At 33.2% G+C, this 22298-nt stretch carries 24 protein-coding genes; 16 read left to right on the plus strand and 8 right to left on the minus strand.

Features of this window, described 5'->3' with window-relative positions; genetic code table 11:
• Positions 1-66: 66 nt before the first annotated feature.
• From FHK87_RS18020 to FHK87_RS18035, 4 genes are all read right to left on the minus strand, one after another.
• Complete coding sequence (locus FHK87_RS18020) at positions 67-594, minus strand: hypothetical protein (protein ID WP_140595170.1); 528 nt, start codon at positions 592-594, stop codon at positions 67-69.
• A complete protein-coding gene (locus tag FHK87_RS18025; RefSeq protein ID WP_140595171.1) occupies positions 591-1337 on the minus strand; it encodes a S1 family peptidase in 747 nt (248 codons plus the stop codon). The genes FHK87_RS18020 and FHK87_RS18025 overlap by 4 nt, the downstream gene beginning before the upstream one ends.
• A 414-nt stretch (positions 1338-1751) precedes the next feature.
• On the minus strand, positions 1752-2156 hold the full coding sequence (locus tag FHK87_RS18030; RefSeq protein ID WP_140595172.1) for a hypothetical protein: 405 nt from the start codon (positions 2154-2156) through the stop codon (positions 1752-1754).
• 73 nt (positions 2157-2229) lie between these two features.
• Positions 2230-2865, minus strand: coding sequence for a hypothetical protein (locus FHK87_RS18035; protein WP_140595173.1), 636 nt, complete (start codon positions 2863-2865; stop codon positions 2230-2232).
• A gap of 216 nt (positions 2866-3081) precedes the next feature.
• Here FHK87_RS18035 and FHK87_RS18040 point away from each other — a divergent pair, with 216 nt between their 5' ends.
• The 7 genes from FHK87_RS18040 (at position 3082) to FHK87_RS18070 (ending at position 6961) form a co-directional block, all read left to right on the plus strand.
• A complete protein-coding gene (locus tag FHK87_RS18040) occupies positions 3082-4029 on the plus strand; it encodes a 2-hydroxyacid dehydrogenase (RefSeq protein WP_140595174.1) in 948 nt (315 codons plus the stop codon).
• Entirely contained in the window at positions 4023-4652 is a 630-nt protein-coding gene (locus FHK87_RS18045) for an HD domain-containing protein (protein WP_140595175.1), read from the plus strand. The genes FHK87_RS18040 and FHK87_RS18045 overlap by 7 nt, the downstream gene beginning before the upstream one ends.
• A 105-nt stretch (positions 4653-4757) precedes the next feature.
• Entirely contained in the window at positions 4758-5084 is a 327-nt protein-coding gene (locus tag FHK87_RS18050) for a TM2 domain-containing protein (RefSeq protein WP_140595176.1), read from the plus strand.
• Positions 5085-5168: 84 nt separating this feature from the next.
• Complete coding sequence (locus FHK87_RS18055) at positions 5169-5492, plus strand: ArsR/SmtB family transcription factor (RefSeq protein ID WP_140595177.1); 324 nt, start codon at positions 5169-5171, stop codon at positions 5490-5492.
• Between the two features lie 19 nt (positions 5493-5511).
• A complete protein-coding gene (locus FHK87_RS18060) occupies positions 5512-5997 on the plus strand; it encodes a DUF6428 family protein (RefSeq protein WP_140595178.1) in 486 nt (161 codons plus the stop codon).
• Positions 5998-6016: 19 nt separating this feature from the next.
• Positions 6017-6517, plus strand: coding sequence for a GNAT family N-acetyltransferase (locus FHK87_RS18065; RefSeq protein WP_226294315.1), 501 nt, complete (start codon positions 6017-6019; stop codon positions 6515-6517).
• An 18-nt stretch (positions 6518-6535) separates the two neighbouring features.
• Complete coding sequence (locus tag FHK87_RS18070; RefSeq protein ID WP_140595180.1) at positions 6536-6961, plus strand: arsenate reductase ArsC; 426 nt, start codon at positions 6536-6538, stop codon at positions 6959-6961.
• Between the two features lie 75 nt (positions 6962-7036).
• Here the strand turns inward: FHK87_RS18070 and FHK87_RS18075 are convergent, their stop codons facing one another.
• From FHK87_RS18075 to FHK87_RS18085, 3 genes are read right to left on the minus strand one after another with little or no spacing between them, the layout of a single operon-like run.
• Positions 7037-8845, minus strand: coding sequence for a GNAT family N-acyltransferase (locus tag FHK87_RS18075; protein ID WP_140595181.1), 1809 nt, complete (start codon positions 8843-8845; stop codon positions 7037-7039).
• Positions 8846-8898: 53 nt separating this feature from the next.
• Positions 8899-10152 (minus strand): aspartate kinase, encoded by a 1254-nt coding sequence (locus FHK87_RS18080; protein WP_140595182.1) that lies wholly within the window; start codon positions 10150-10152, stop codon positions 8899-8901.
• A gap of 27 nt (positions 10153-10179) precedes the next feature.
• The gene (locus tag FHK87_RS18085; RefSeq protein ID WP_140595183.1) at positions 10180-10659 is read right to left on the minus strand and encodes a GNAT family N-acetyltransferase; all 480 of its coding nucleotides are present in this window, start codon (positions 10657-10659) and stop codon (positions 10180-10182) included.
• Positions 10660-10853: 194 nt separating this feature from the next.
• Between FHK87_RS18085 and fbp the strand changes: the two genes are divergently transcribed.
• From fbp to FHK87_RS18110, 5 genes are all read left to right on the plus strand, one after another.
• Complete coding sequence (gene fbp, locus FHK87_RS18090; protein WP_140595184.1) at positions 10854-11852, plus strand: class 1 fructose-bisphosphatase; 999 nt, start codon at positions 10854-10856, stop codon at positions 11850-11852.
• Positions 11853-12110: 258 nt separating this feature from the next.
• Positions 12111-12464, plus strand: a complete 354-nt coding sequence (locus FHK87_RS18095; protein WP_140595185.1) for a fructose 1,6-bisphosphatase — start codon at positions 12111-12113, stop codon at positions 12462-12464.
• 17 nt (positions 12465-12481) lie between these two features.
• Positions 12482-13306 carry a cell envelope biogenesis protein OmpA gene (locus FHK87_RS18100; protein WP_140595186.1) on the plus strand — a complete coding sequence of 275 codons (825 nt, stop codon included), beginning with the start codon at positions 12482-12484 and terminating at the stop codon, positions 13304-13306.
• Positions 13293-13790 (plus strand): Rab family GTPase, encoded by a 498-nt coding sequence (locus tag FHK87_RS18105; protein WP_140595187.1) that lies wholly within the window; start codon positions 13293-13295, stop codon positions 13788-13790. Before FHK87_RS18100 ends, FHK87_RS18105 begins: the two co-directional genes overlap by 14 nt.
• Entirely contained in the window at positions 13790-15328 is a 1539-nt protein-coding gene (locus tag FHK87_RS18110; RefSeq protein WP_140595188.1) for an ATP-binding response regulator, read from the plus strand. The genes FHK87_RS18105 and FHK87_RS18110 overlap by 1 nt, the downstream gene beginning before the upstream one ends.
• 39 nt (positions 15329-15367) lie before the next feature.
• On the opposite strand, the gene FHK87_RS18115 is transcribed toward FHK87_RS18110, so the two are convergent.
• Positions 15368-15799, minus strand: a complete 432-nt coding sequence (locus tag FHK87_RS18115) for a TerB family tellurite resistance protein (RefSeq protein ID WP_140595383.1) — start codon at positions 15797-15799, stop codon at positions 15368-15370.
• 273 nt (positions 15800-16072) lie between these two features.
• Here FHK87_RS18115 and FHK87_RS18120 point away from each other — a divergent pair, with 273 nt between their 5' ends.
• The 4 genes from FHK87_RS18120 (at position 16073) to pdeM (ending at position 22009) form a co-directional block, all read left to right on the plus strand.
• Positions 16073-17098 carry a ligase-associated DNA damage response exonuclease gene (locus tag FHK87_RS18120; protein WP_140595189.1) on the plus strand — a complete coding sequence of 342 codons (1026 nt, stop codon included), beginning with the start codon at positions 16073-16075 and terminating at the stop codon, positions 17096-17098.
• Positions 17095-18696, plus strand: coding sequence for an ATP-dependent DNA ligase (locus tag FHK87_RS18125; RefSeq protein ID WP_140595190.1), 1602 nt, complete (start codon positions 17095-17097; stop codon positions 18694-18696). Before FHK87_RS18120 ends, FHK87_RS18125 begins: the two co-directional genes overlap by 4 nt.
• Positions 18697-18738: 42 nt before the next feature.
• A complete protein-coding gene (locus FHK87_RS18130) occupies positions 18739-21270 on the plus strand; it encodes a ligase-associated DNA damage response DEXH box helicase (protein WP_140595191.1) in 2532 nt (843 codons plus the stop codon).
• Between the two features lie 97 nt (positions 21271-21367).
• Positions 21368-22009: a ligase-associated DNA damage response endonuclease PdeM gene (gene pdeM, locus FHK87_RS18135; protein ID WP_140595192.1), complete on the plus strand. Its 642-nt coding sequence runs from the start codon at positions 21368-21370 to the stop codon at positions 22007-22009.
• Positions 22010-22298: the final 289 nt, after the last annotated feature.

The raw sequence follows: 22298 nt of genomic DNA on the forward strand, positions 1-22298 counted from the left end.
TTTACTTACTTTAGTTTTAGCGATAAGACCGCTATTATTTTTATACATTGTTGCCAGTAGTACTTTTTACTTTATAATGCTGACCCATTGATTATTCAGTCCAAATTCATTGTATCCGTTAGAAGAATCACTTTCAAAGTGTCCAATGTATCTTAAATTCAAATCGAAAATACTGTATCCATTTTGTTGATGCTTAACACCAAATCTTGTATTAACTAAATTGGTATTAAATATTTGAATAAAATCATTATTAACTTGGACAATAAATTCAACTGCTGTTAACGACATATTATAAATGAATAGTCCATCGTAATTTCTATTAATATTAGGATTAATCATCCTGTTAATGTTTGGATTAATCATCCTGTTGATATTAGGATTAATCATCCTGTTGATGTTCGGGTTAATCATCCTGTTGATGTTCGGATTAATCATCCTGTTGATATTAGGATTAATCATCCTGTTGATATTAGGATTAATCATCCTGTTGATATTTGGATTAATCATCCTGTTGATATTTGGATTAATCATCCTGTTGATGTTCGGATTAATCATCCTATTTATAGATGGATTTTTAGTTCTTGGTATAATCATTTTACAATAGATTTAGTTTGAGTAATATGACTAATTATAGAATCTAAAGGTACGCAAACAGCATATCCCGAATTATAAAATTCTTCACGAGTAAATTGTCTTTCGTGTTTGTTTTTCCATTCAGTAACAAATGGTATATATCTTGATATTATTCCAATAATTTTAGTTTCTCCATTTTCTAAAGGATAAATAACAGGTCCTCCGCTATTTCCATAAAATGCAGGACAATCGATTATAAAAGTATTTTCTTTACTATGAATTCCAGCAATAATTCCTCTTCTCAACAAAGGTCTATTTATATCAAAAAATTGAAACCCTTCCAAGTAAAGGGAAGATGGGAATCCAACTTGAATAACATTAGAAGCAATTCTTATATCATTTAGAGATAATAGGTCTGATTCTTGGGCTGAAATGATATTATTCCCCTCTTGTTGAATTTTGTAGTTAACATCTTTAATGAGTTGAACAATAATAATATCTTCTCCATTAAATTCATTAATTTGAGATTTTGATAAATCGATAATTATTGTTTTTGCTTCTTCAGGTTCTCCAATACTATTTTGGGAAGTACATAAAAAAGAATCACTTCTTAAATTATTCTCTTTATCAATAATTACGTGTTTTGCAGTTATTAAGTATTCATTATCGTCAATATCAAGTCTAAATCCAGAACCTGTAGAAACTCCAAAGTCCATACTACTCAAAAAAGCGGAATAACTAAAATTTTCTGTTGTTAAACTCATTTTATGTTTGTTATGGTATTACTGGCAACAACAATATATACCCACCTCTACCTAATTAAACATTTGTACCTGTTTACAATCATTTGTATTTGATCACAGATAGTGTATACACTATTGTACAAAATTAATCCTTCCAAAAATCAACAATCTTTTGTTAGGTTTTTTACGGATTTCCACATTTGGGTGAGGTTTTTATGCTTTTTCAGCCTGTAACAAGTGTATCTAATTGGTTATCAATAATTATAGATAAGAAAGATTTCTTGTTAACAGATATTCTAATCGTGGGAGGTGATAGCGAATGTTTTGGGTTCAGAAGATTGTTTGTAAACCTATTTTAGGATGATATTATATTGTATATCACCAGTTGCAAACTGGCGCTAGCAGAGGCTAGCAAGAGTTGTTATCCGTAGTTTTTTAATACGTTTTTAGTTCAGATGATTCGATCCAGCCTTTAGAATAAATCATTGCTTTTTTTAACATTTTCATCGCATCATCTAAAGATTTTGTGCTTCCTCTTGTACGAGCGTTTTCCCAAGGTTCGGATTCACTGGGAACTTTATAATCAATATGATATTCATCTGTCGATGTTGCTATGGTAACAAAATTCTCAGAAAAATCGTCTACATTTTGTAAGTTTAAATGAAGATTAGCAGTGTCTGCCCAAATTTTTGTTTCTTTAAGTTCTTCATTAATTCGCTCAATCCAATGTAACATGAGGGTTGCTGCACCTTTTGTGAACCCATATGGAGTTTTCGTTTTTTCTGTGTAAAATTCAATCAAAGTTTGATCGTCTTGATTCCTATTTCTTTTTATCGGCATTGTTAGTCAAATTTAATACAATAATAAATTCACTCCTGATTTTTGCAAAACACAAATGTATGTATACATTTTTTTATTTTTTCTTCAATAGTATTTTAGAACCATTTTTGTAGTTAAGTAGTAAATAAAATTTTGAGAAGTGTATGATCTCTATGGCTTCATCACTATCAAAAAAGAAAACATTCTCTTTTAGATCAATACGCCAGTTGCTTTGATCAAAGTGCTTCTCTTCTCCTTGCTTACCAAGCAATACTTTTTGATCTGATTTTAAATGAACCCATCCATTTTCTTTGAACAATACATCAAAATCCCCTTCTTTTTCTAGAGCCTTTACAATCCAAATACCATAAAGATCTTTTTTTTGTGGTTTATGTAATCTTCTAAATACTAAGTCTTCTTTTCTGTAGCTTTTTACCATTAACGTGTCTTTATGCAAATGCAACACAGTCATCATATTTCTATATTCTTCATGTTCTTTGTTTTTAATATAAATAGTGTCGTTTTTATATTTCCAAAAAACAGGATTTCTAAATTTGATGATGATCTTATTATCAGGCAAAAACTCTAATAATGGTGGAAAAGGATATTCTTCTTCTGCATCTACATTGTCTATCGTTGCTAATTGCCACTTCCCTAATAATTCAGATTCTTGAGCATACGTTGTTATCGAAAGAAGTGAAACTAGAAACAGTATGTATATTTTTTTCATTAAGAAGAATAAGTTTAAAAAATTATTATTCACACAAAGATTACTGCTCAAAACTAACCATTTCATTATTCTTTTTAATGTCTTTGTATCATTAAATATACTTTAGCTAAAAGAAGGTCGAAAAGATTGTGAATTTTTCTTTTTACAAAGCATTACAGCAAGAGTCCTATAATTATCCTTCATTACCTATCTTTGAAATACTAATTATATTAAAACATGAATATCCTTCACCTCGATACAAATCATCCACTATTAATAGAACAATTACAAGAAGTAGGCTTTCAAAACGATGAAGATTATACATCATCCAAAATTGAAATCGAAAACAAAATCAATACATATGATGGTATTATCATTCGAAGCCGTTTTGCTATTGATCGTACTTTTTTGGACAAGGCAAAAAATTTAAAATTTATTGGGCGTGTTGGTGCAGGTTTAGAGAACATTGACACAGAATATGCTAAAAAACTAGGTATAAAACTGTTTAACGCTCCCGAAGGAAATCGTAATGCTGTTGGAGAACATGCTTTGGGTATGATCTTGTCTTTATTCAATAAACTAAACCTTGCAGATCAAAGTGTAAGAGATGGCAAATGGCTGCGTGAAACACATCGCGGGATAGAATTAGACGGCAAAACAATTGGAATTATCGGCTACGGAAATATGGGGAGAGCTTTTGCAAGAAAGCTTAGAGGGTTTACCGTCGAAGTGATTTGTTATGATATTCTAGAAGATGTCGAAAATAGCGATGCTACCCAAGTTGGACTCAAAGAATTGTTTGAAAAAACTGATATTCTTAGTCTGCACACACCGCAAACCCCAAAAACTATGGGAATAATTAATCAAGATTTTATCAATAGTTTTAAAAAACCATTTTGGTTGATCAATACCGCTCGCGGCAAAAGCGTTGTTACTCAAGACCTGGTAAATGCTATCAAACAAGGCAAAATATTAGGAGCCGGACTAGATGTTTTAGAATATGAAAAATCGTCTTTTGAAAATCTATTTGCTCCAGAAGAACAAACAGAAATACCAAAAACATTACAAGAACTTCTCTCAATGCAAAACGTACTCTTGAGTCCTCATGTAGCTGGTTGGACTGTTGAGTCTAAAGAAAAACTTGCGCAAACTATTGTAGATAAAATCAAAGCTAAATTTTGCTAAAAGAAACTTTCATAGAACTCTGCACTCAATATATTAATGATGCTATATACATTGAATCTTTGTGGATAGATATTGAAAAACAGCATACCCAAAAGAAACGATACTATCACAACCTTTCTCATCTCGAAAACCTACATAAGCATCTTATTCATGTCAAAAATGATATCAAAGATTGGGATATGACCCTTTTTGCTTTATTTTATCATGACTACGTTTACAATATTCTAAAACAAAATAATGAAGAAGAGAGCGCAAAAAAGGCTGTATCTGTGTTAAAAATGATGGGCGTAGCAGAAAACAGAATACAACTTTGCAATGATATTATACTAGCTACAAAAGGCCATACTATAGACAAAAACAAGGATGTTAATTACTTTACAGACGCCGATCTTTGTATTTTGGGTAGTGATTGGCTAGCATATCAAACATACTATAAGAATGTAAGGAAAGAGTATCAATACTACCCTAATTTTTTATATAACAAAGGTAGAATTAAGGTTTTAAATCACTTTCTAAAAATGCCAAAAATATTTAAAACAGTATATTTCTCTACCAAATTCGAGAAAACTGCTAAAGAAAATATAGAAAAAGAAATATTCAACCTCAGTAATATAAAGCCTTAAAACCCTATAGAATTACTAAGTTTTAAATATTCTTTTTGATCTTAATACTCATAATTAATATTTTTTTGTATTTTTCCTCCATAAACTAATCATACATAATAAAATATGAGTGAAGAAAACAACAACACTGGAGACAATATAGGAAACGAAGCAGGAGAAACTGCAAACGACTTTTCATCTGGAGCTCAAGAAGTTCTTAATCAAGAGAATAAGAAAATGATCGCTGGAATCTTAGGTATTATTCTTGGAGGATTTGGTGTTCATAAATTCTACTTGGGATACACAAAAGAAGGTATTATACAACTTATTGTAACGATCGTTACTTGTGGTGCTGGTTCAATAATTGGACTTATTGAAGGTATTATTTACCTTACAAAATCAGATGACGAGTTCTACCAAACCTATCAGGTAGGTAGCAAACCTTGGTTCTAAAAAAAACATAAAAAAGCTGAAATAATATCATTCAGCTTTTTTCTTATCAATTATTATCGTAATATTGCGATATAACAATTATAAATGGGAATTACTAAAACGCAAATATTTGATCAGCAGCAAAATGAACTTGCTCATTTTTTTAAAATACTAGGTCATCCGGCACGTATTGCTATTTTACAATATATCAGTAAACAAAATGCTTGTATTTGTAATGATCTTGTTGAAGAAATAGGCTTGGCTCAGGCAACCATTTCCCAACACCTTAAAGAATTAAAAAGCATAGGACTTTTAAAAGGAGAAATCGAAGGAAAAAGCATCTGCTATTGTATCGATATCGATCGTTGGAACGAAATTCAAGAAAATTTAAACACATTTTTTAATACTACAAAAACAAATTGTTGTTAACACCTTAAAGTATCAACTCATGAAAATATCAGAATTTATATCACTATTAACAGAACATCAAGGAAAATCACTATTATTCGAATATGCTCCGGGTATGCTCGTTGGTTCTAACTATCATATTACAGAAGTAAAACACGTTACTATCGATGCTGTAGATTGCGGAGCTGGTACAGATTTTTGGAAAGAGACTATTATTCAACTTTGGGAAAACCCCGGAGAAATAGGAAAACCAGAATATATGAGTGCCTACAAAGCGCTTGGTATTTTAAAGAAAGTAGAACGAATAAAACCGTATGAAATGGATACCATAGTAAAAATGGAATATGGAAACACTATGTTTCATACTGCTCAATTACATATTACAGATTTTGAAATCAAAGAAAGTAAACTTATCATCAAACTAGCTGTAAACCCTACTGATTGTAAAGCAAAAGAAGCTTGCGGTGTTCTAGAAAATAATGCCCAAGAAACCTCATCTTGTGCTCCTGGTAGTGGTTGTTGTTAAAAAAACAAAACTACACTTTTTGATCTCTGAAAAAGTCAAAATATTATCCTTCGACAAAGTAGACTGGTCTTCTATTTCTAGAATATATCAGCAAGGATTAGATACAGGTATCGCTAGCTTTGAGCTAAAGATTCCTACTTGGCAACAATGGGATATAACCCATCATAAATTTTGCCGATTCAAAGCTGTTATAGAAGATAAAATAGTAGGTTGGGTAGCACTATCCCCTACTTCAACTAGACAAGTATATAGGGGGGTAGCTGAAGTTAGCATCTATATTTCTTCTGAACATAGAGGGATGGGCGTTGGTAAATCTTTGCTGCAAAGACTTATTCAAGAAAGTGAAAAGGAACATATCTGGACCTTACAAGCAAGCATTTTTAATCAAAATAAAGCTAGTATTGCATTACATACTGCTGTTGGGTTTAGAACAATTGGATATAGACAAAAAGTAGCCAAAAGATTAGGAGTTTGGCATGATAATATAATACTCGAACGAAGAAGTAACATCATCACATAACCAAATAATTATAATCACATGAATATTTTAGTACTTTGTACAGGAAACTCTTGCCGAAGTCAAATGGCAGAGGGATACTTAAAGTTTTTTGCAAAAGAAAATGCAACTATTTATAGCGCAGGTGTAGAAACACATGGAGTGAACCCCAGAGCAATCGCTATTATGAAAGAAGATAATATTGATATTTCTAACCATACCTCTAATAATCTTGATGAATATCTTGATATAAAATTTGATTATATTCTTACCGTCTGCGATAATGCAAAAGAAAGATGTCCTTTTTTTCCTGGTAAAGCAGAACGATTACATTATAACTTCTTTGATCCTTCAAAAGTAGAAGGAACAGAGGATGAAATACACAAGGCTTTTACTAAAACAAGAAATCAAATTAAAGCATACTGTAAAAATTTTGTAGAGCAACACATTATCACTTCAACTTTATAATAAGTTACGAATACAAAAAAGAGGCTTTAATTTTTAAAGCCTCTTTCTTACTATCATTTGGAATAGGATAAGCAATTACTTATCCCCATTTTTAAAATATTTTTGCTCTAATTCTGCTTGAAATTCCTCCATTACAGGTTTGACCGTACTGTCAGGAAGGTCTGCAATACGAATATACATTAAACCATCTACAGCGTTATTAAATAAAGGGTCTACGTTGAAGGCTACTACTTTTGCATTTTGTTTGATATATTTCTTGATCAATACAGGTATACGAAGACTTCCCGGCTCTACCTCATCAATAATTTTGTCAAATTTATTCAGGTCACTTTTGCTTTCGTCAAAAACAAAATCTTTATCCGCATCTTTGAGTTTTACTTTAAATTCTTTTTTAGGCCTTACATATTGAGCAACATAAGGATCATAATAATGGGATTTCATAAACTCGATCATCAGTGATTTAGTAAAATTACTAAACTTATTACTGATACTTACTCCCCCTATTAAGTACTTGTGTTCAGGAAAACGTAAAGTGCAATGTACTATCCCTTTCCAAAGTAAAAATAAAGGCATTGGCCTTTGTTGATATTCGTTTATAATAAAAGCCCTCCCCATTTCTATAGATTGGCTCATCATCTTATGTAACTCCGGTTCAAAACGAAATAAATCCTGAAGATAGAACCCATTGATCCCATATTGACTATAGATTTTGGATCCCATACCCATTCGGTACGACCCTACTAACCTTTTGGCATCATTATCCCACAAAAACATATGATGGTAATAATCATCAAATTTATCAAGATCAATAGAATTGTTAGTTCCTTCTCCAATTGCTCTAAAGGTAATTTCTCTTAAGCGTCCTATTTCGTGCAAAACGGTAGGTACTTCATGTTTTTTTGCCAAAAACACCTCATAATTCTTACTTTTCAATAAGCGTTTGTTGTGTTCTCGACAGTATTGAAGTTCTGCTTCGATAAGTTGGGTATTCCCTTCACCTGCAATCTCTTTAGGAGATTTAGGGAGTTTAAGATTTTGAGGAATTGTTTCTCTTAATGTCTTTTTCTCGTAGGGATTTGCCAGCATGTATGTTTTCTTCCGTAAAAAGCTCGACAAGTCTTCTAGATTTTCATGTTCTTCCTGATCTTTTACAGAGATTGGTTTTCCGATACGAACTTTTATGACTTTATTTTCCTGAGAAAACAACTCACTGGGTAGCTTTGCTGTTCTCAAAGTACCACTAATAGAAGCTAATCGATAAAAAAGCCTACTATTACGAGCATGAAAATAGATAGGTATGACAGGAACTTTTGCTTTTTGAACCAGTCGCATAACACTAGGTTCCCAAGTACGGTCAACATAGTTTTTACCCTCTTTGATGGTAGACACTTCTCCCGCAGGAAATATCCCAAGAGGTTTACCATCTCTTAAATGTAAAATCGCTTCTTTGATCCCTTTATGACTCGACTTTGCATTTTTTCTGTTTTCAAAAGGGTTTACCGGTAATACATAAGGTTTAAGAGGCAATAAACTGTGAAGTAAAAAATTTGCTATTATCTTATAATCAGAACGATGTTCAAGCATAAGTTTCAGCAATAAGATACCATCAAGTCCTCCTAAAGGATGATTTGATAGTGTAATAAATGCTCCGTCTTTTGGTAATCTTTTTAGATCTTCTTCTGGTATTTCATAAGTAACTCCATGAATTTCCAGTCCTTTAGTTAAAAAATCCAAATCCTCTAAATGACTAATCTTATCATACTGCCTATTTACCTTTGACAGCCTTGTCATCTTTAGGATTATCCAACCCATAAAGTTCCCTATAAAACCGAGTTTATCTAGTTTGAGCCCTGAGGCTACTTCTCTTGCTGTGACTATGGGCATTAAATATAATTTGCGCTAACTGCAAATATAGCAAAATCCATGAATTGATTTTATTATTTGCGCACAACCATTTGATATGTTTCTCTTGTAATTTGTTTTAACAAAACCTCTCTACCTTCTTCTAAATTTTGAATAGATTCTTGCGTAAAATGTCTAACCGTAAATAATGAGACATCCAAATTATAAAACACTTCAAATTTTGCCTTTAGTATTTCGATAAGCTTTTCAAAATGCCCAAATTTATCATCAAGGCATACAGAAAAACTAATTGCAGAATTCTGAATAAGATCTACTTTAATCTGATATTTATGAAACAGGTTAAAAATCTCACTGATATTATCCTCTACAATAAATGAGAAGTCTAATGAAGAAAGTGATAATAGAATCAGGTTTTTCTTTACAATATAACATGGGATATGAGGGTAAAGAGGTTGGCCTTTTTGCACAGAGGTTCCTTCTTGTTCAGGATGAATAAATGATTTTACATACAAAGGAATCTCTTTGCGTTGCAAGGGTTGAATAGTTTTAGGATGAATAACCGAAGCTCCATAAAATGCTAGTTCTATAGCTTCTTCATAAGAAATATGTGAGAGTAATGTGGTTTTTTCAAAAACGCGAGGATCTGCATTAAGCACTCCATCAACATCTTTCCATATGCTTACACTTTCTACATTCAAACAATACCCCAGGATTCCTGCTGTGTAATCACTACCTTCTCTACCAAGAGTTGTCGTAAAATTATTTTGATCTGAGCCGATAAAACCTTGAGTGATCGTAAGGTCATTTTTTTTTATGGCTTCACCTATATTTTGATGTGTCGTTTCCCAATCAACAATAGCACCCCTATATGTATGATCTGTTTTTATTATTTTTCTCGCATCAAGCCATGTATTGGTATAGTCATTATAATTCAAATATTCACTTACGATAGTAGTTGCTATTAATTCACCATATCCAACTAATTGATCGTAAACAAAATCATATTGAACAGATTTGTTTCTATCCATTGTTGTTTGCATATCATCAAACAATGCATTGACTTTATCAAAAACAATGTGAGAACTCTGTTCAAAAAGTTTATTGAGAATAGTATGATGATAATTCTTTAGATCAAAAATTGAGGACTTGAGATCAGAATCATTCTTAAGATACTGATCTATGATATGTTCTAAGGCATTTGTAGTTTTTCCCATTGCAGAAACTACTATAACTAGATTAGAAGCTCCTGTCGCTTTTAGTACTTTAACTACATTTTTTACCCCATCAGCATCTTTTACAGATGCACCCCCAAACTTAAATATTCTCATGGCTAAAAGCTCGTTCGATTATAGATGTTACAATGTTGCTACAAATTTGTTTACTCCCTCTTTATCCATCTGTACCAAGTACCAGTCTTTTAAGAGTTTTGCTCCACTTTTTTCATAAAAATCTATAGCATTCTGATTCCAATCCAATACAACCCACTCTACTCGCCTTACTCCCTTTGTTTTAGCGTACTTTAATACTTCTGCATACAAAGCACCTCCAATACCGGTACCTCTCATAGATTCTTTTACAATAAGGTCTTCTAAATGGATTGAGCGTCCCTTCCAGGTAGAAAAACGGTAGTATACCAAAGCAATACCTACGATAGTATGCTCTACTTCTGCGACAAAACAATGAAAAAGAGGTTGTTCTCCAAACCCTTCTTTTATCAATTCTTCTACTGTAACCTCAACAGCATCAGGTTCTTTTTCAAAAACAGCCAATTCTTGAATCAAATTCAATACCTGTGGCATATCTTGCTGATGAGCATCTCTTATTATAAAATCCATAACTGTACAAAATTTATCAAAACTATAAAATATGAATTAGAATTTCAGAAATTTTATAATGTTATCATACAATCTTGCAATGTTTTTACAATTCTTGATAAAGTCTAAGAATTTAAACTTACGAAAACCTTATAGTTACTTAAAAAATAATATTTTTACACCAAATAAAGCATTCATAACAAAACTCATCATTAATGCAAAGAAAAAATCAAACTTTAGGAGAATTCATTATCGAAAATCAAAAGGACTTTCCTTATGCCAGTGGCGAGCTTTCTCGTTTGATAAACTCCATTCGTTTAGCAGCAAAAATGGTGAATCATGAAGTAAATAAAGCCGGACTAGTTGATATCACAGGTGCTGTAGGAGAAACCAACATACAAGGAGAAGATCAACAAAAATTAGATGTTCTGGCCAACGAAACTTTTATAAATACGCTTACCAATAGAGAGATCGTTTGTGGTATCGCATCAGAAGAAAATGATGAATTTATTACAATCAAAGGACAGAAAAACGATCATCGTAATAGTTATGTTGTCTTGATGGATCCACTTGACGGAAGTTCTAATATAGATGTAAATGTATCGGTAGGAACAATCTTTTCGATTTATCGTAGAGTGACCCCGGCAGGTACACCGGTTACTCTAGAAGATTTTCTTCAACCGGGCAATCTTCAGGTAGCAGCAGGTTATATTATATATGGAACTTCTACGATGCTAGTATACACTACGGGTAATGGAGTGAATGGTTTTACCCTTAATCCTGCATTAGGAACATATTATCTATCACACCCAAATATGAAATTCCCAGAAGATGGGCATATCTATTCGGTAAACGAAGGAAACTATATTCATTTCCCTCAAGGGATTAAAGACTATATCAAGTATTGTCAGGAAGAAAAAGAAGACAGACCTTATACTTCGAGATATATCGGATCATTAGTAAGCGATATCCATCGTAATATGATAAAAGGTGGCGTATATCTGTATCCTAGCACTTCAAAATCACCTAACGGAAAACTAAGGCTGCTTTATGAATGTAATCCTATGGCTTTTATCACAGAGCAAGCCGGAGGAAAAGCAAGTGATGGGTATAGAAGAATTCTAGATATTAAACCTACTAATCTGCATGAACGAACTCCTTTTGTATGTGGAAGCAAGAATATGGTTGAGAAAGTAGAATCTTTTATGGAATAAATCACAGAAATATAACCCATTAAAAATTATTTCTTTCTAAACTATTTAATTCTTGCCTAAGGTTTTGTTTTGTGGTATATTTATATATCTCCTTAGATATTTACCCCTAAATTTTTAGAGTAAACACATAGAAGCAACTTAATAAATGATGTTTTTATAAAAAAATTAACATTATAGGTTGCAAAGCCCCTATATTTAATGTTACTTGTGTTAACTTTACAGAGAATGTAAATAAAAAATCTAATAAACCAATCTAAAATGGCTAAAGAAAAAAAAGCTGTTGAAGAAAAAGTATCAAACGATCCTTCTTCAAAAATAGAAGCAATCAAGAATTTAATATTTGGTGAAAATATCGCCGCATATAATTCTGAGTTCGAGCAGGTAAAAAACGATATTCAGGTTAAGAAAAAAATACTTGAAGATCTTATAGAAGACACTCGCAAAGAGCTCAATCAAGCTATTGATAATCTAAGTACAGATGTCAATATAAGAATTACAGAACTAGAAGATAACCTCAATGATAAGATAGAAACGCTAGATACCAATAAAGTTGACAAAAAAACACTGGGAGATCTTTTTATCTCATTAGGTGAAAAAATTAGTCAAAAATAATCCAATCTATCCCGGATATGGAAGATAAGGATAAACTTAAAATTCTCAAAGATCTTCTTCTTGATGAGGAAAAAGAATTTACTGGCTCTATTGCAGAAAAAGTAGAAGAGCTTTCTAAAATCGTATACAAAAAAGAAGAGCTTTCGCACAAAGTTGATCCTATAATCGATGACAAACTTGATGAGTTTATTGAAGAAATTCCGAAAACACTTGGTCCAACTATTACGCAAACACTAAAAGAAGAAATAAAGAACTCTCAGGATGCCGTTGTAGAAGCGCTATTTCCTATTATAGGAAAGATGATAAAGAAATATATCGCTCATGAGATGAGATTATTAAGCGAAAATATCAGCCGCAAAACAAAAAGTGCATTCTCTTTTAAAAACTGGTTTCGCAGAACCAAAGCCAGAGCACAAGGCGTTACTGATGGAGAATTAGCGATCTCTGATTATGCAAAACCTAGATTAATACAAATCTTTGTCATCGAAAAAAATTCTGGGATTTTAATATCTGATTACAGTCCATTATCTGATGGCACCATTGATAAAGAGATGATAGCCGGTATGCTTACTGCCATAAAAAGTTTTGTAGAAGATGCCTTTAGAGGTGGTGACCAAAACCTCGAACTTATTGAATACGAATTACATACCATACACATACAAAATTTTTACTCATATTACGTAGCTGCCGTTATTTCTGGAGCCTACACTATGATGTTCAAAGAAGTGTTAGAGGATCAAATTATAGACTTTGCCAAGAATCATATTTCTAACAAAGAATTACAAAACAGCACCTTATTTACTAAAAAGTTAAAAAAATATTTTACAGATGAAATTGTCTAAGAAAGTAGTGCTTTTAGGACCTTTTGGAGTCGGAAAAACGTCACTTTTCAGACGTTTTGTTGACAACGAATTTTCTGAAGAATACAAAGTAACTCTTGGAGTACAAATCAAAAAAAAAGTGGTTCAACTGCCGGATGGCAGAGAACTCTCAATGATTATTTGGGATACCGAAGGTCACTCAGATAATGTAGAAGACACCCGAAAATCATATCTTTTAGGGTCTCACGCTTTTATATATGTTTTTGACCTCACCAGAAAAGAAACATATGCCTCTCTGAATCATGATATTGATTACCTGACAAAAACCTACCCAAAAGTAGTAGCAAAGGTAATTGGCAATAAATTAGATTTGGTAAACGAAAAAGAAATAACCTCTCAACTTAAAGAACATAATATTGAGTTTGATTGTTTAACAAGTGCCAAAACCAACAAAAATGTTCAGGATTTTTTCTCTGACCTGGCAACAGAAATAACAAAAACCTAATGGCAAAACAAGTTAAAAACGATCTATACTTTAACCCGCGAATACAGGTTATCAAAGTCTCTAATGAAGGTATAATACAAGAAACAAACAAAACTTTTTTTGACTGGGATATAAAGACCTCTATCTACGAAGCACACCCGTTTTTTGAAATTTTAAGGACATTTGCAGAAGAAGACACCGGTCAAGAAGAATTAAATTTTCCTTGTATTCATTTAGAAGATGACCAATCAGAACGAATCTGTGATGTTTCTTTTGCTTTTGCCACAAAAGATATCACTATTGTCCTTTTTGATTATACGCAAAAGTATAAGGATCTAAATAAAATTGCGCAGCAAAGAAATGAATCTGTATTACTTGCAAAAGAGCTAGAATTAAAAAACAAATTTTTATTAGAAAAAGAAGAGTTTAAAAATAGCTTTATCGCAAATATTAATCATGAAATAAGAACTCCTCTTACCAGTATTTTGGGGTTTGTCGAAGTGCTTGAAAAAACAAAATTAACATTCGAACAAGAAGAGCTCGCAAGAATCATCAAAAGAGAAAGCTTACATCTTAATGCTTTGATAGATGATATGATTGACCTGTCTAAGATAGAATCAGGAACATTAAAAATTCTAGAAGAACGTTTTTCTTTTCAGGAATTAATCAAAGGGTTTGAAACGTCATACTCCAAAGTAGCAAAAGCACAACAAATCTCTTTTGAAACCCACGTAGAAAAAGGAATACAAGAATATTTAATCGGTGACAGAACAAGAGTATATCAAATCTTGAATAACCTTCTCAGTAATGCTTTCAAATTTACGGAAGAAGGAAAAATATCATTATCAATCACCAAAAACTACCAACGTACCAATAAAGTGAGTCTCACTTTCAAAATTGAAGACACTGGAATAGGTATTTTAGAAGAAAATATTCCTTACTTATTTGAACGTTTTACAAGATTTGATCTCGATAAAAGAGTCTCAGGAACAGGTTTAGGTCTTGCAATCGTAAAAAACCTGGTAGAACTTTTAAACGGAGAAATTAAAGTTGATAGTATCCCCGAAAAAGGAACGGTTTTTACAATTAAGCTCCCTTTTAGATTCGAACTCCTTAAGTCATCGCCAACACAAAAAAAGAAAAAATATACGTTACCTGATACCAAAAACAAATTCAGAGTTTTACTTGTAGAAGACGAAGAAGTAACACAGTATCTTATCATGAAAATTCTGATTTCAAAAGGTAACTTTTATGTAGATGTTGCTATGAATGGTGAAGAAGCCATTAATCATATCGAGAGACGTAAGTATGATCTTATATTAATGGATCTTACAATCTCAAAAATAGATGGGTATCAGGCAACCCGAATCATTCGTAATAATTATGGAGATAAATTTATTTCTGAGGTACCCATAATTGGGATATCCGGAAAAGCAGATGAAACCGAAAGAGATAAGTGTATTCGCTCAGGAATGGATGATTTTATAACAAAACCATTTGAGCAAGAAGAATTCATCTATAAAATCACAAAACAAATCGCAAAAAAGGCTACCCACTAGGTAGCCTTTTTTATATTATATATCCTCTAATCAAAATAATTAGTGATTCATATTTTTTATCTCTTCATAAAACGTATCTGCATCAACACCTTTTTCAACCAAAAACAGCGCTTTGTCTATAATATACTTTGTATTATCGGGATTAAATCCTAGTCCTACGCCAAGTTTTTCTAGTAAAATCACCTGCTCGTCCCCTTTGATATGATCTGCGTATACCATACGAGCCAAATCAAATAGACGTTCTAATCTACGTTCATAGCTCACAGGAGGATTAATAGGGTGACTGTTATAATCTTTTAAGATTTCTTTATAATCATTTTCAGAAATATGCAAATTACGAGCAAGTCTATCTAAAAAAGCACGCTCTTCATCAGTGATAATACCATCACTCATAGCTACTCTTACAATTGCAGCAAAGTGATTTTGATTTCTTTTCTGAAATCCACTATCAAATAAGTCAGATATTGACATCATATACTTTCTTTTAATTTGGCGCAAATATAACCAAACTCTACTCCTTTTGAAATTTATAACAATGATTTTTTATAGTGAAGAATTTTAGGGTAACCCAAGAGGCATTTACAGGAAACTAATTTTTGATTTCGAGGTAAGCTTCAGAGCATTTAAATCTTGATTATCGAGTAAAACAACTCTTAATGTTTTCACAAACACTTTTAAGTACTTTTAACATTTATTAATTTAACACAAAAGTGTTTTTTACTATACAAATTCTAAATATACTTCATGAAAAAACCACTATTAGAATTCACTAATAAAGGCATTTATTGCGCTGCTGCAAAAGTATATTTAGATCCCTGGAAACCTGTTGACAAAGCAATAATTACCCATGGTCATTCTGACCATAGCCGCTGGGGACACAAACAATATATTACACACCATACTAATATTCCTATTATAAGGCACAGATTAGGCGATATTAATGTAACTGGTAAAGAATATGGAGAATCATTTATAATCAATAATGTCAAATTCAGCTTTCATCCTGCAGGCCACATTATTGGGAGTTCACAAATAAGGGTAGAACACAAAGACGAAGTTTGGGTATTTACAGGGGATTATAAGATCGAAGACGACGGTATTTGTACACCTTTTGAACCTATACAATGCCATACTTTTATCACAGAATGTACCTTTGGGCTACCTGCATTCAAATGGACACCACAAAAAGAAGTATTTAATGACATCAATAATTGGTGGCAACAAAATCAAAATGAAGGAAAAACCTCTATTCTTTTTGGTTACACCTTAGGCAAAGCACAACGATTGTTAAAACATCTCGACACATCCATAGGGAAAATATACACACATGGAGCTGTAGAAAATATGAACGAAGTCATACGTACAATCAATACACTTCCTGAAACTATACTGATTACTAGAGAAACAAAAAAAGAAGAACTTTTAGGTAATATTGTGATTGCACCCCCGAGTGCACATGGCAGTACCTGGATAAGAAAAATGGTTCCTTATGTCACTGCCGCTGCAAGTGGATGGATGACCTTTAGAGGAGCGAGACGCAGAAGGGCTATTGATAAAGGTTTTGTGCTTTCTGATCATTGTGATTGGCAAGGGTTACTTACTGCCATCAAAGAAACAGGTGCTACGAAAATTATAAGTACACATGGATATACGGATATTTTTTCTAGATATTTGAGAGAAATAGGATATGATGCCAGAACCGAAAAAACACAATATGAAGGGGAATTATCTGAATTAGAAACAAAAAAAGAAAGTGAGGTTTCCTCATGATACATTTTGCATCACTCATCAAAACCCTAGATAGTACTAACAAAACCAACATAAAAGTAGACGCACTAGCCTCTTATTTTAAAACTGCTCCAGACGAAGACAAAGTATGGACCATTGCGATACTATCGCATCGTAGGCCGCCTAGACCAGTAAATACTACATTGCTTAGAACATGGGCATCTGAGTTGGCAAAAATCCCGCTATGGTTGTTTGAAGAATCGTATCATATTGTCGGAGACCTTGCAGAAACGATAGCATTAGTGATCCCTACCTCAACAGAACAATCTGATAAAAGCTTAACAAAGTTTTTGCAAGAGATGATAGCCCTCAAAAAACAAGATGATGAACAAAAGAAAGCATATCTCTTTGAGAATTGGAAAAAATTAAACTATTATGAGCGTTTTGTATTTACAAAACTCATCACCGGAGGTTTTAGAATAGGAGTTAGCCAAAAACTTATGACCCGGGCATTATCAAAAGCTACCGGAATTAATGAAGATGTACTCGCCTATAAGCTGATGGGCAATTGGAATCCCAATACCATTTCTTTTCACGATTTGGTTATCGAAGAAAAAGAATCTGACTTTTTATCCAAACCTTACCCCTTTTATTTGGCATACGCCATAGAGAATGAAGTCAATGATCTGGGAAATATTAATGACTGGTATGCAGAGCATAAATGGGATGGCATACGTGCACAAGTTATTATTAGAAACAAAGAACTGTTTGTATGGAGCCGAGGAGAAGAATTGGTCACAGATAAATATCCCGAGTTTCAGGAGTTTTTAAAATATATCCCCGATGGAACTGTTTTAGATGGTGAAATACTTCCTTTCCCAGAAGGAAAAATAGGAACCTTTAATGATCTACAGACCCGAATCGGAAGAAAAACAATATCCAAAGCACTTTTACAGAAAACACCGGTAATCCTAAAAACATATGACATCTTAGAATGGGAAAACAATGATATTAGAGCATTGCCTTTTTATAAAAGAAGAGAAATTCTTGAACATCTGTATCAACATTTACAAAAAGAACCAGAGCAAGTCAATGCTATACAATTATCTCAAAAAATGACTTTTGAAAGCTGGCAAGAAGTAGCAAAAGAACGAGAACGATCTAGAGATGTTCATTCTGAGGGGTTGATGTTGAAGAGAAAGGATTCTCCTTATCAAGTAGGACGAAAAAAAGGAGACTGGTGGAAATGGAAGGTAGATCCATTGACCATAGATGCTGTACTCACTTATGCAATGAGAGGTCATGGCAGGCGATCCAATCTATTTACAGATTACACCTTTGGGTTATGGAACGATGATAAAACTGAATTGGTCACTTTTGCTAAAGCATATTCTGGTCTTACAGATGCAGAATTCAAAGAAGTTGATAAATTTATCAAAGCTAATACCCTAGAGCGATTTGGGCCGGTACGCAGTGTAAAAACAGAGCTCGTTTTTGAGATCGCTTTTGAAGGTATTGCCCTCTCTAAACGACACAAAAGCGGCGTAGCAACCCGTTTCCCAAGGATTTTACGATGGCGTCGTGATAAAAAAATCGAAGAAGCCAATACATTAGAAGATTTAAAAATATTAATCAAATAACATTTTAAGAATCGATCAAAGGTTAAATGACATGCATCTATAATGACAAAAAGAGGGAAAACGTCTAATAAAAAAACATCTTCTGCAAGCACAAAAGAACTTTTTGAACTTGCAGAGTCTTGGTTTCAACAACGTGGTTGGAAAGCATTTCCCTTTCAAAAAAAATCCTGGAAAGCTTTTTTGCAAGGTAAAAACGGTTTGCTGAATGCCCCTACAGGAAGTGGTAAAACGTATGCGCTTTGGTTTCCAATAGTATTACATTACATCAAAAACAATCCCGAATATCAAACCAAACATAAAAGAGGATTAAAAGCTATTTGGATTACTCCTTTACGAGCGCTTTCGCAAGAAATCAAGCAAGCAGCAGAACGTGTAGCCGAAGACCTAGACACACAGTTGACTATAGGCATTCGTACAGGAGATACTTCGCAAAAAGAACGTGCCTCACAAAAACGAAACATGCCGGATTTGTTGATCACAACACCAGAAAGTTTACAGCTACTTTTAGCATCCAAAGGATATGACAAAACGTTCAAAGATTGTAGTGCTATTGTTATTGACGAATGGCATGAGCTTTTAGGAACAAAAAGAGGTGTCCAAATCGAACTAGCACTATCAAGACTCAAAACCATATCCCCCAACATCAGAATTTGGGGGATCTCTGCAACCATTGGTAACTTAGAACAAGCGAGAGAAGTATTATTAGGCACCAATTCTCACGCTTTTCATAACTCTCTGTTGATCAAAGCAAGTATCAATAAAAAAATTAAAGTGCAGAGTATTATTCCCGACCAGATGGAGACTTTTCCCTGGAGAGGGCATTTGGGAATACATTTATTAGACGAAGTCATTCCTATTATAAAAAATAGCAAAACCACTTTACTCTTTACCAATACGAGAAGTCAATGCGAAATATGGTTTCAGAAAATACTGGAAAAATATCCTGAATTTGCGGGAGAAATGGCCATGCATCACGGAAGCGTCAATAAAGAAACTCGACTTTGGGTCGAACAAGCAATCCGTAATGAATCTCTAAAAGCAGTGGTCTGCACCTCTAGTCTTGATCTTGGGGTTGACTTTGCACCGGTAGAAACAATTATCCAGATAGGAGGCCCCAAGGGAGTTGCCAGATTCTTGCAACGTGCGGGACGTAGCGGTCATCAACCCGGAAAAGAAAGTGTTATCTATTTTCTACCTACCCATGCTATCGAATTGATAGAAGCTTCTGCATTACAACAAGCAGTGCAGAAAAACACTGTAGAAGATAGAATCCCTTATCTCAATAGCTTTGATGTTCTGGTGCAATATCTTACAACGCTGGCGGTTTCTGATGGATTTTATCCCAAAGACATTTACCCTGAGGTAAAAAATACATTCTGCTATCAAGCATTGCAAGAAGAGGAATGGCAATGGGTATTGAACTTTATTACTATAGGCAGTCAAAGTTTACAATCCTACGATGATTACAAAAAAGTAGAGATTGAAGCTGATGGGCGATTCAAAGTAAATAATAGAGGAATTGCTATGCGTCATCGCTTACAAATAGGTACAATTGTAAGTGATGCTGTATTGAATGTAAAATACTTAAAAGGCGGTTATATCGGTAGTATTGAAGAATTTTTTATTTCAAAATTAACGCCAGGAGATGTGTTTACCTTTGCAGGCAGAAACCTTGAACTAGTTCGGATTAAAAATATGCAGGTACTCGTACGAAAATCCAGTAAGCGCACGTCTAAAGTACCAAGCTGGATGGGAGGACGATTAACGTTGACCTCGCAAATGTCTGAACTGCTCAGAAACGAATTATACAAGGCCTCACCAAGTATGCAAGAATCTGTAGGGGATAAAAAAAGTGTCTCTAGAGAACTTAAAGCACTTTCTCACATTTTTAAACAACAGTCAAAAGAAAGTATTATTCCCGGACCAGATCAATTTTTGATTGAAACCTTTAAAACAAAAGAAGGATACCATGCTATTTTTTATCCATTCGAAGGGCGTTTTGTACATGAAGCTTTAGGGAGTTTATTAGCCTATCGAATTAGTCTGCTCTCTCCTATAACCTTTTCTATCGCATTTAATGATTATGGTTTTGAACTGCTATCTGACCAAGAGGTTGATATGCAACAAGTCATCGATAATGATTTATTTACCACTCGATATTTACATCAGGATTTACAAAAAAGCTTGAATGCCACAGAAATGGCAAAGCGAAAATTTAGGGATATTGCTGTAATCTCAGGTTTAGTTTTTATAGGGTATCCAGACAAAATGCTTAAAACAAAACATCTACAATCCAGCTCACAATTACTTTTTGATGTATTCAGAGATTATGAGCCCGAGAATTTATTATTCAAACAATCCTTTACAGAAACGTTTGAACATCAACTAGAAGAAGGTCGTTTACAGCTGGCATTAGAACGTATTGCAACACAAGAAATCGTATGGAAACCCTGCCAATATACAACACCGTTTTCTTTTCCGATTATTACAGATCGATTACGAGAAAAATTATCCAGTGAAAAATTAGAAGATCGAGTAAAACGAATGGCTGCATTGCTACTGAAAAAAAAGTAATATATCAAAAAACTAATCTTTTCAATAAATGTTCATCTCTATAAATCATTAATTTTGTATTCTTAGCTATATCAAAGAATTGAGAAAAACATCATATTTGAAAACAGTAGATATCGAAATATATCATCAATCTTTTACATTACACCCTTCTGGGGCTATATTTTGGCAAGAAACTCAAATGGTATTGATCGCAGATGTTCATTTGGGTAAAGTTTCTCATTTTAGAAAACACGGCAGTGCTGTCCCGCAGGATAGCATTCAAAAAAACTTTGATCAGTTAGATACTGTGATTTCTTTTTTTGCTCCAAAAGTGGTTTGTTTTCTGGGGGATTTATTTCATAGTTCATTAAATAGTGAATGGTCACTTTTTGAAAAATGGGTGTCTCTACAACAAGATATACAAATTGTACTTGTAGCAGGCAACCATGATATTATTTCTCCTCTTAAATATGAAGCGCTTGATATCCATATTTCTGAAGAATGGCAAATCGGTTCAATATTGCTTACACATCATCCGGAAGAAAGAGAAAATACTTTTAACTTCTGTGGGCATATCCATCCCGGCATAATGCTTAACGGTTTAGGCAAACAGAAATTAAAACTTCCTTGCTTTTTTCAGTCACCTTATCAGATGATTTTGCCGGCATTTGGAGAATTTACCGGTACTTATGTTTTAGAACCTGATCAAGAAGATCATGTTTATGCTGTCACTCAAAATGAAGTGATCCTAATATCATAGTGCTCTTAAAAAAAGAAACTTTCGTAACCCTTTGTATAACAATAGATTCAAGCGGTTTTTATTTTTTGGCACAGCAATTGTTATTATGATAATAGAAACATCATATTAATTAAAAACAATAGGGATATGAAAACTTTATACACATTTACATTTAGATTGAATATTAAGCCATTTATTAACTTTTTAAAAGAATTACCTTCTTCATCTAGCTATGCAATACATAGGTAATCATGGAGGGGTACATCACATATCTTTTTTTTAAGAAAAAAGGATACAAAAAGTAAAAAGC

The organism is Aquimarina algicola (assembly GCF_006443095.1).
Taxonomy (GTDB): Bacteria; Bacteroidota; Bacteroidia; order Flavobacteriales; family Flavobacteriaceae; genus Aquimarina; species Aquimarina algicola.

Coding starts and splice junctions, on each gene's coding strand:
- FHK87_RS18100 (WP_140595186.1), top strand. CDS start 12,482: ATGGAAGATAAGGATAAACTTAAAATTCTCAAAGATCTTCTTCTTGAT.
- FHK87_RS18035 (WP_140595173.1), bottom strand. CDS start 2,865: ATGAAAAAAATATACATACTGTTTCTAGTTTCACTTCTTTCGATAACA.
- FHK87_RS18115 (WP_140595383.1), bottom strand. CDS start 15,799: ATGTCAATATCTGACTTATTTGATAGTGGATTTCAGAAAAGAAATCAA.
- fbp (WP_140595184.1), top strand. CDS start 10,854: ATGCAAAGAAAAAATCAAACTTTAGGAGAATTCATTATCGAAAATCAA.
- FHK87_RS18075 (WP_140595181.1), bottom strand. CDS start 8,845: ATGCCCATAGTCACAGCAAGAGAAGTAGCCTCAGGGCTCAAACTAGAT.
- FHK87_RS18125 (WP_140595190.1), top strand. CDS start 17,095: ATGATACATTTTGCATCACTCATCAAAACCCTAGATAGTACTAACAAA.
- FHK87_RS18030 (WP_140595172.1), bottom strand. CDS start 2,156: ATGCCGATAAAAAGAAATAGGAATCAAGACGATCAAACTTTGATTGAA.
- FHK87_RS18120 (WP_140595189.1), top strand. CDS start 16,073: ATGAAAAAACCACTATTAGAATTCACTAATAAAGGCATTTATTGCGCT.
- FHK87_RS18085 (WP_140595183.1), bottom strand. CDS start 10,659: ATGGATTTTATAATAAGAGATGCTCATCAGCAAGATATGCCACAGGTA.
- FHK87_RS18040 (WP_140595174.1), top strand. CDS start 3,082: ATGAATATCCTTCACCTCGATACAAATCATCCACTATTAATAGAACAA.
- FHK87_RS18020 (WP_140595170.1), bottom strand. CDS start 594: ATGATTATACCAAGAACTAAAAATCCATCTATAAATAGGATGATTAAT.
- FHK87_RS18130 (WP_140595191.1), top strand. CDS start 18,739: ATGACAAAAAGAGGGAAAACGTCTAATAAAAAAACATCTTCTGCAAGC.
- FHK87_RS18060 (WP_140595178.1), top strand. CDS start 5,512: ATGAAAATATCAGAATTTATATCACTATTAACAGAACATCAAGGAAAA.
- FHK87_RS18080 (WP_140595182.1), bottom strand. CDS start 10,152: ATGAGAATATTTAAGTTTGGGGGTGCATCTGTAAAAGATGCTGATGGG.
- FHK87_RS18025 (WP_140595171.1), bottom strand. CDS start 1,337: ATGAGTTTAACAACAGAAAATTTTAGTTATTCCGCTTTTTTGAGTAGT.
- FHK87_RS18105 (WP_140595187.1), top strand. CDS start 13,293: ATGAAATTGTCTAAGAAAGTAGTGCTTTTAGGACCTTTTGGAGTCGGA.
- FHK87_RS18050 (WP_140595176.1), top strand. CDS start 4,758: ATGAGTGAAGAAAACAACAACACTGGAGACAATATAGGAAACGAAGCA.
- FHK87_RS18055 (WP_140595177.1), top strand. CDS start 5,169: ATGGGAATTACTAAAACGCAAATATTTGATCAGCAGCAAAATGAACTT.
- FHK87_RS18070 (WP_140595180.1), top strand. CDS start 6,536: ATGAATATTTTAGTACTTTGTACAGGAAACTCTTGCCGAAGTCAAATG.
- FHK87_RS18095 (WP_140595185.1), top strand. CDS start 12,111: ATGGCTAAAGAAAAAAAAGCTGTTGAAGAAAAAGTATCAAACGATCCT.
- FHK87_RS18110 (WP_140595188.1), top strand. CDS start 13,790: ATGGCAAAACAAGTTAAAAACGATCTATACTTTAACCCGCGAATACAG.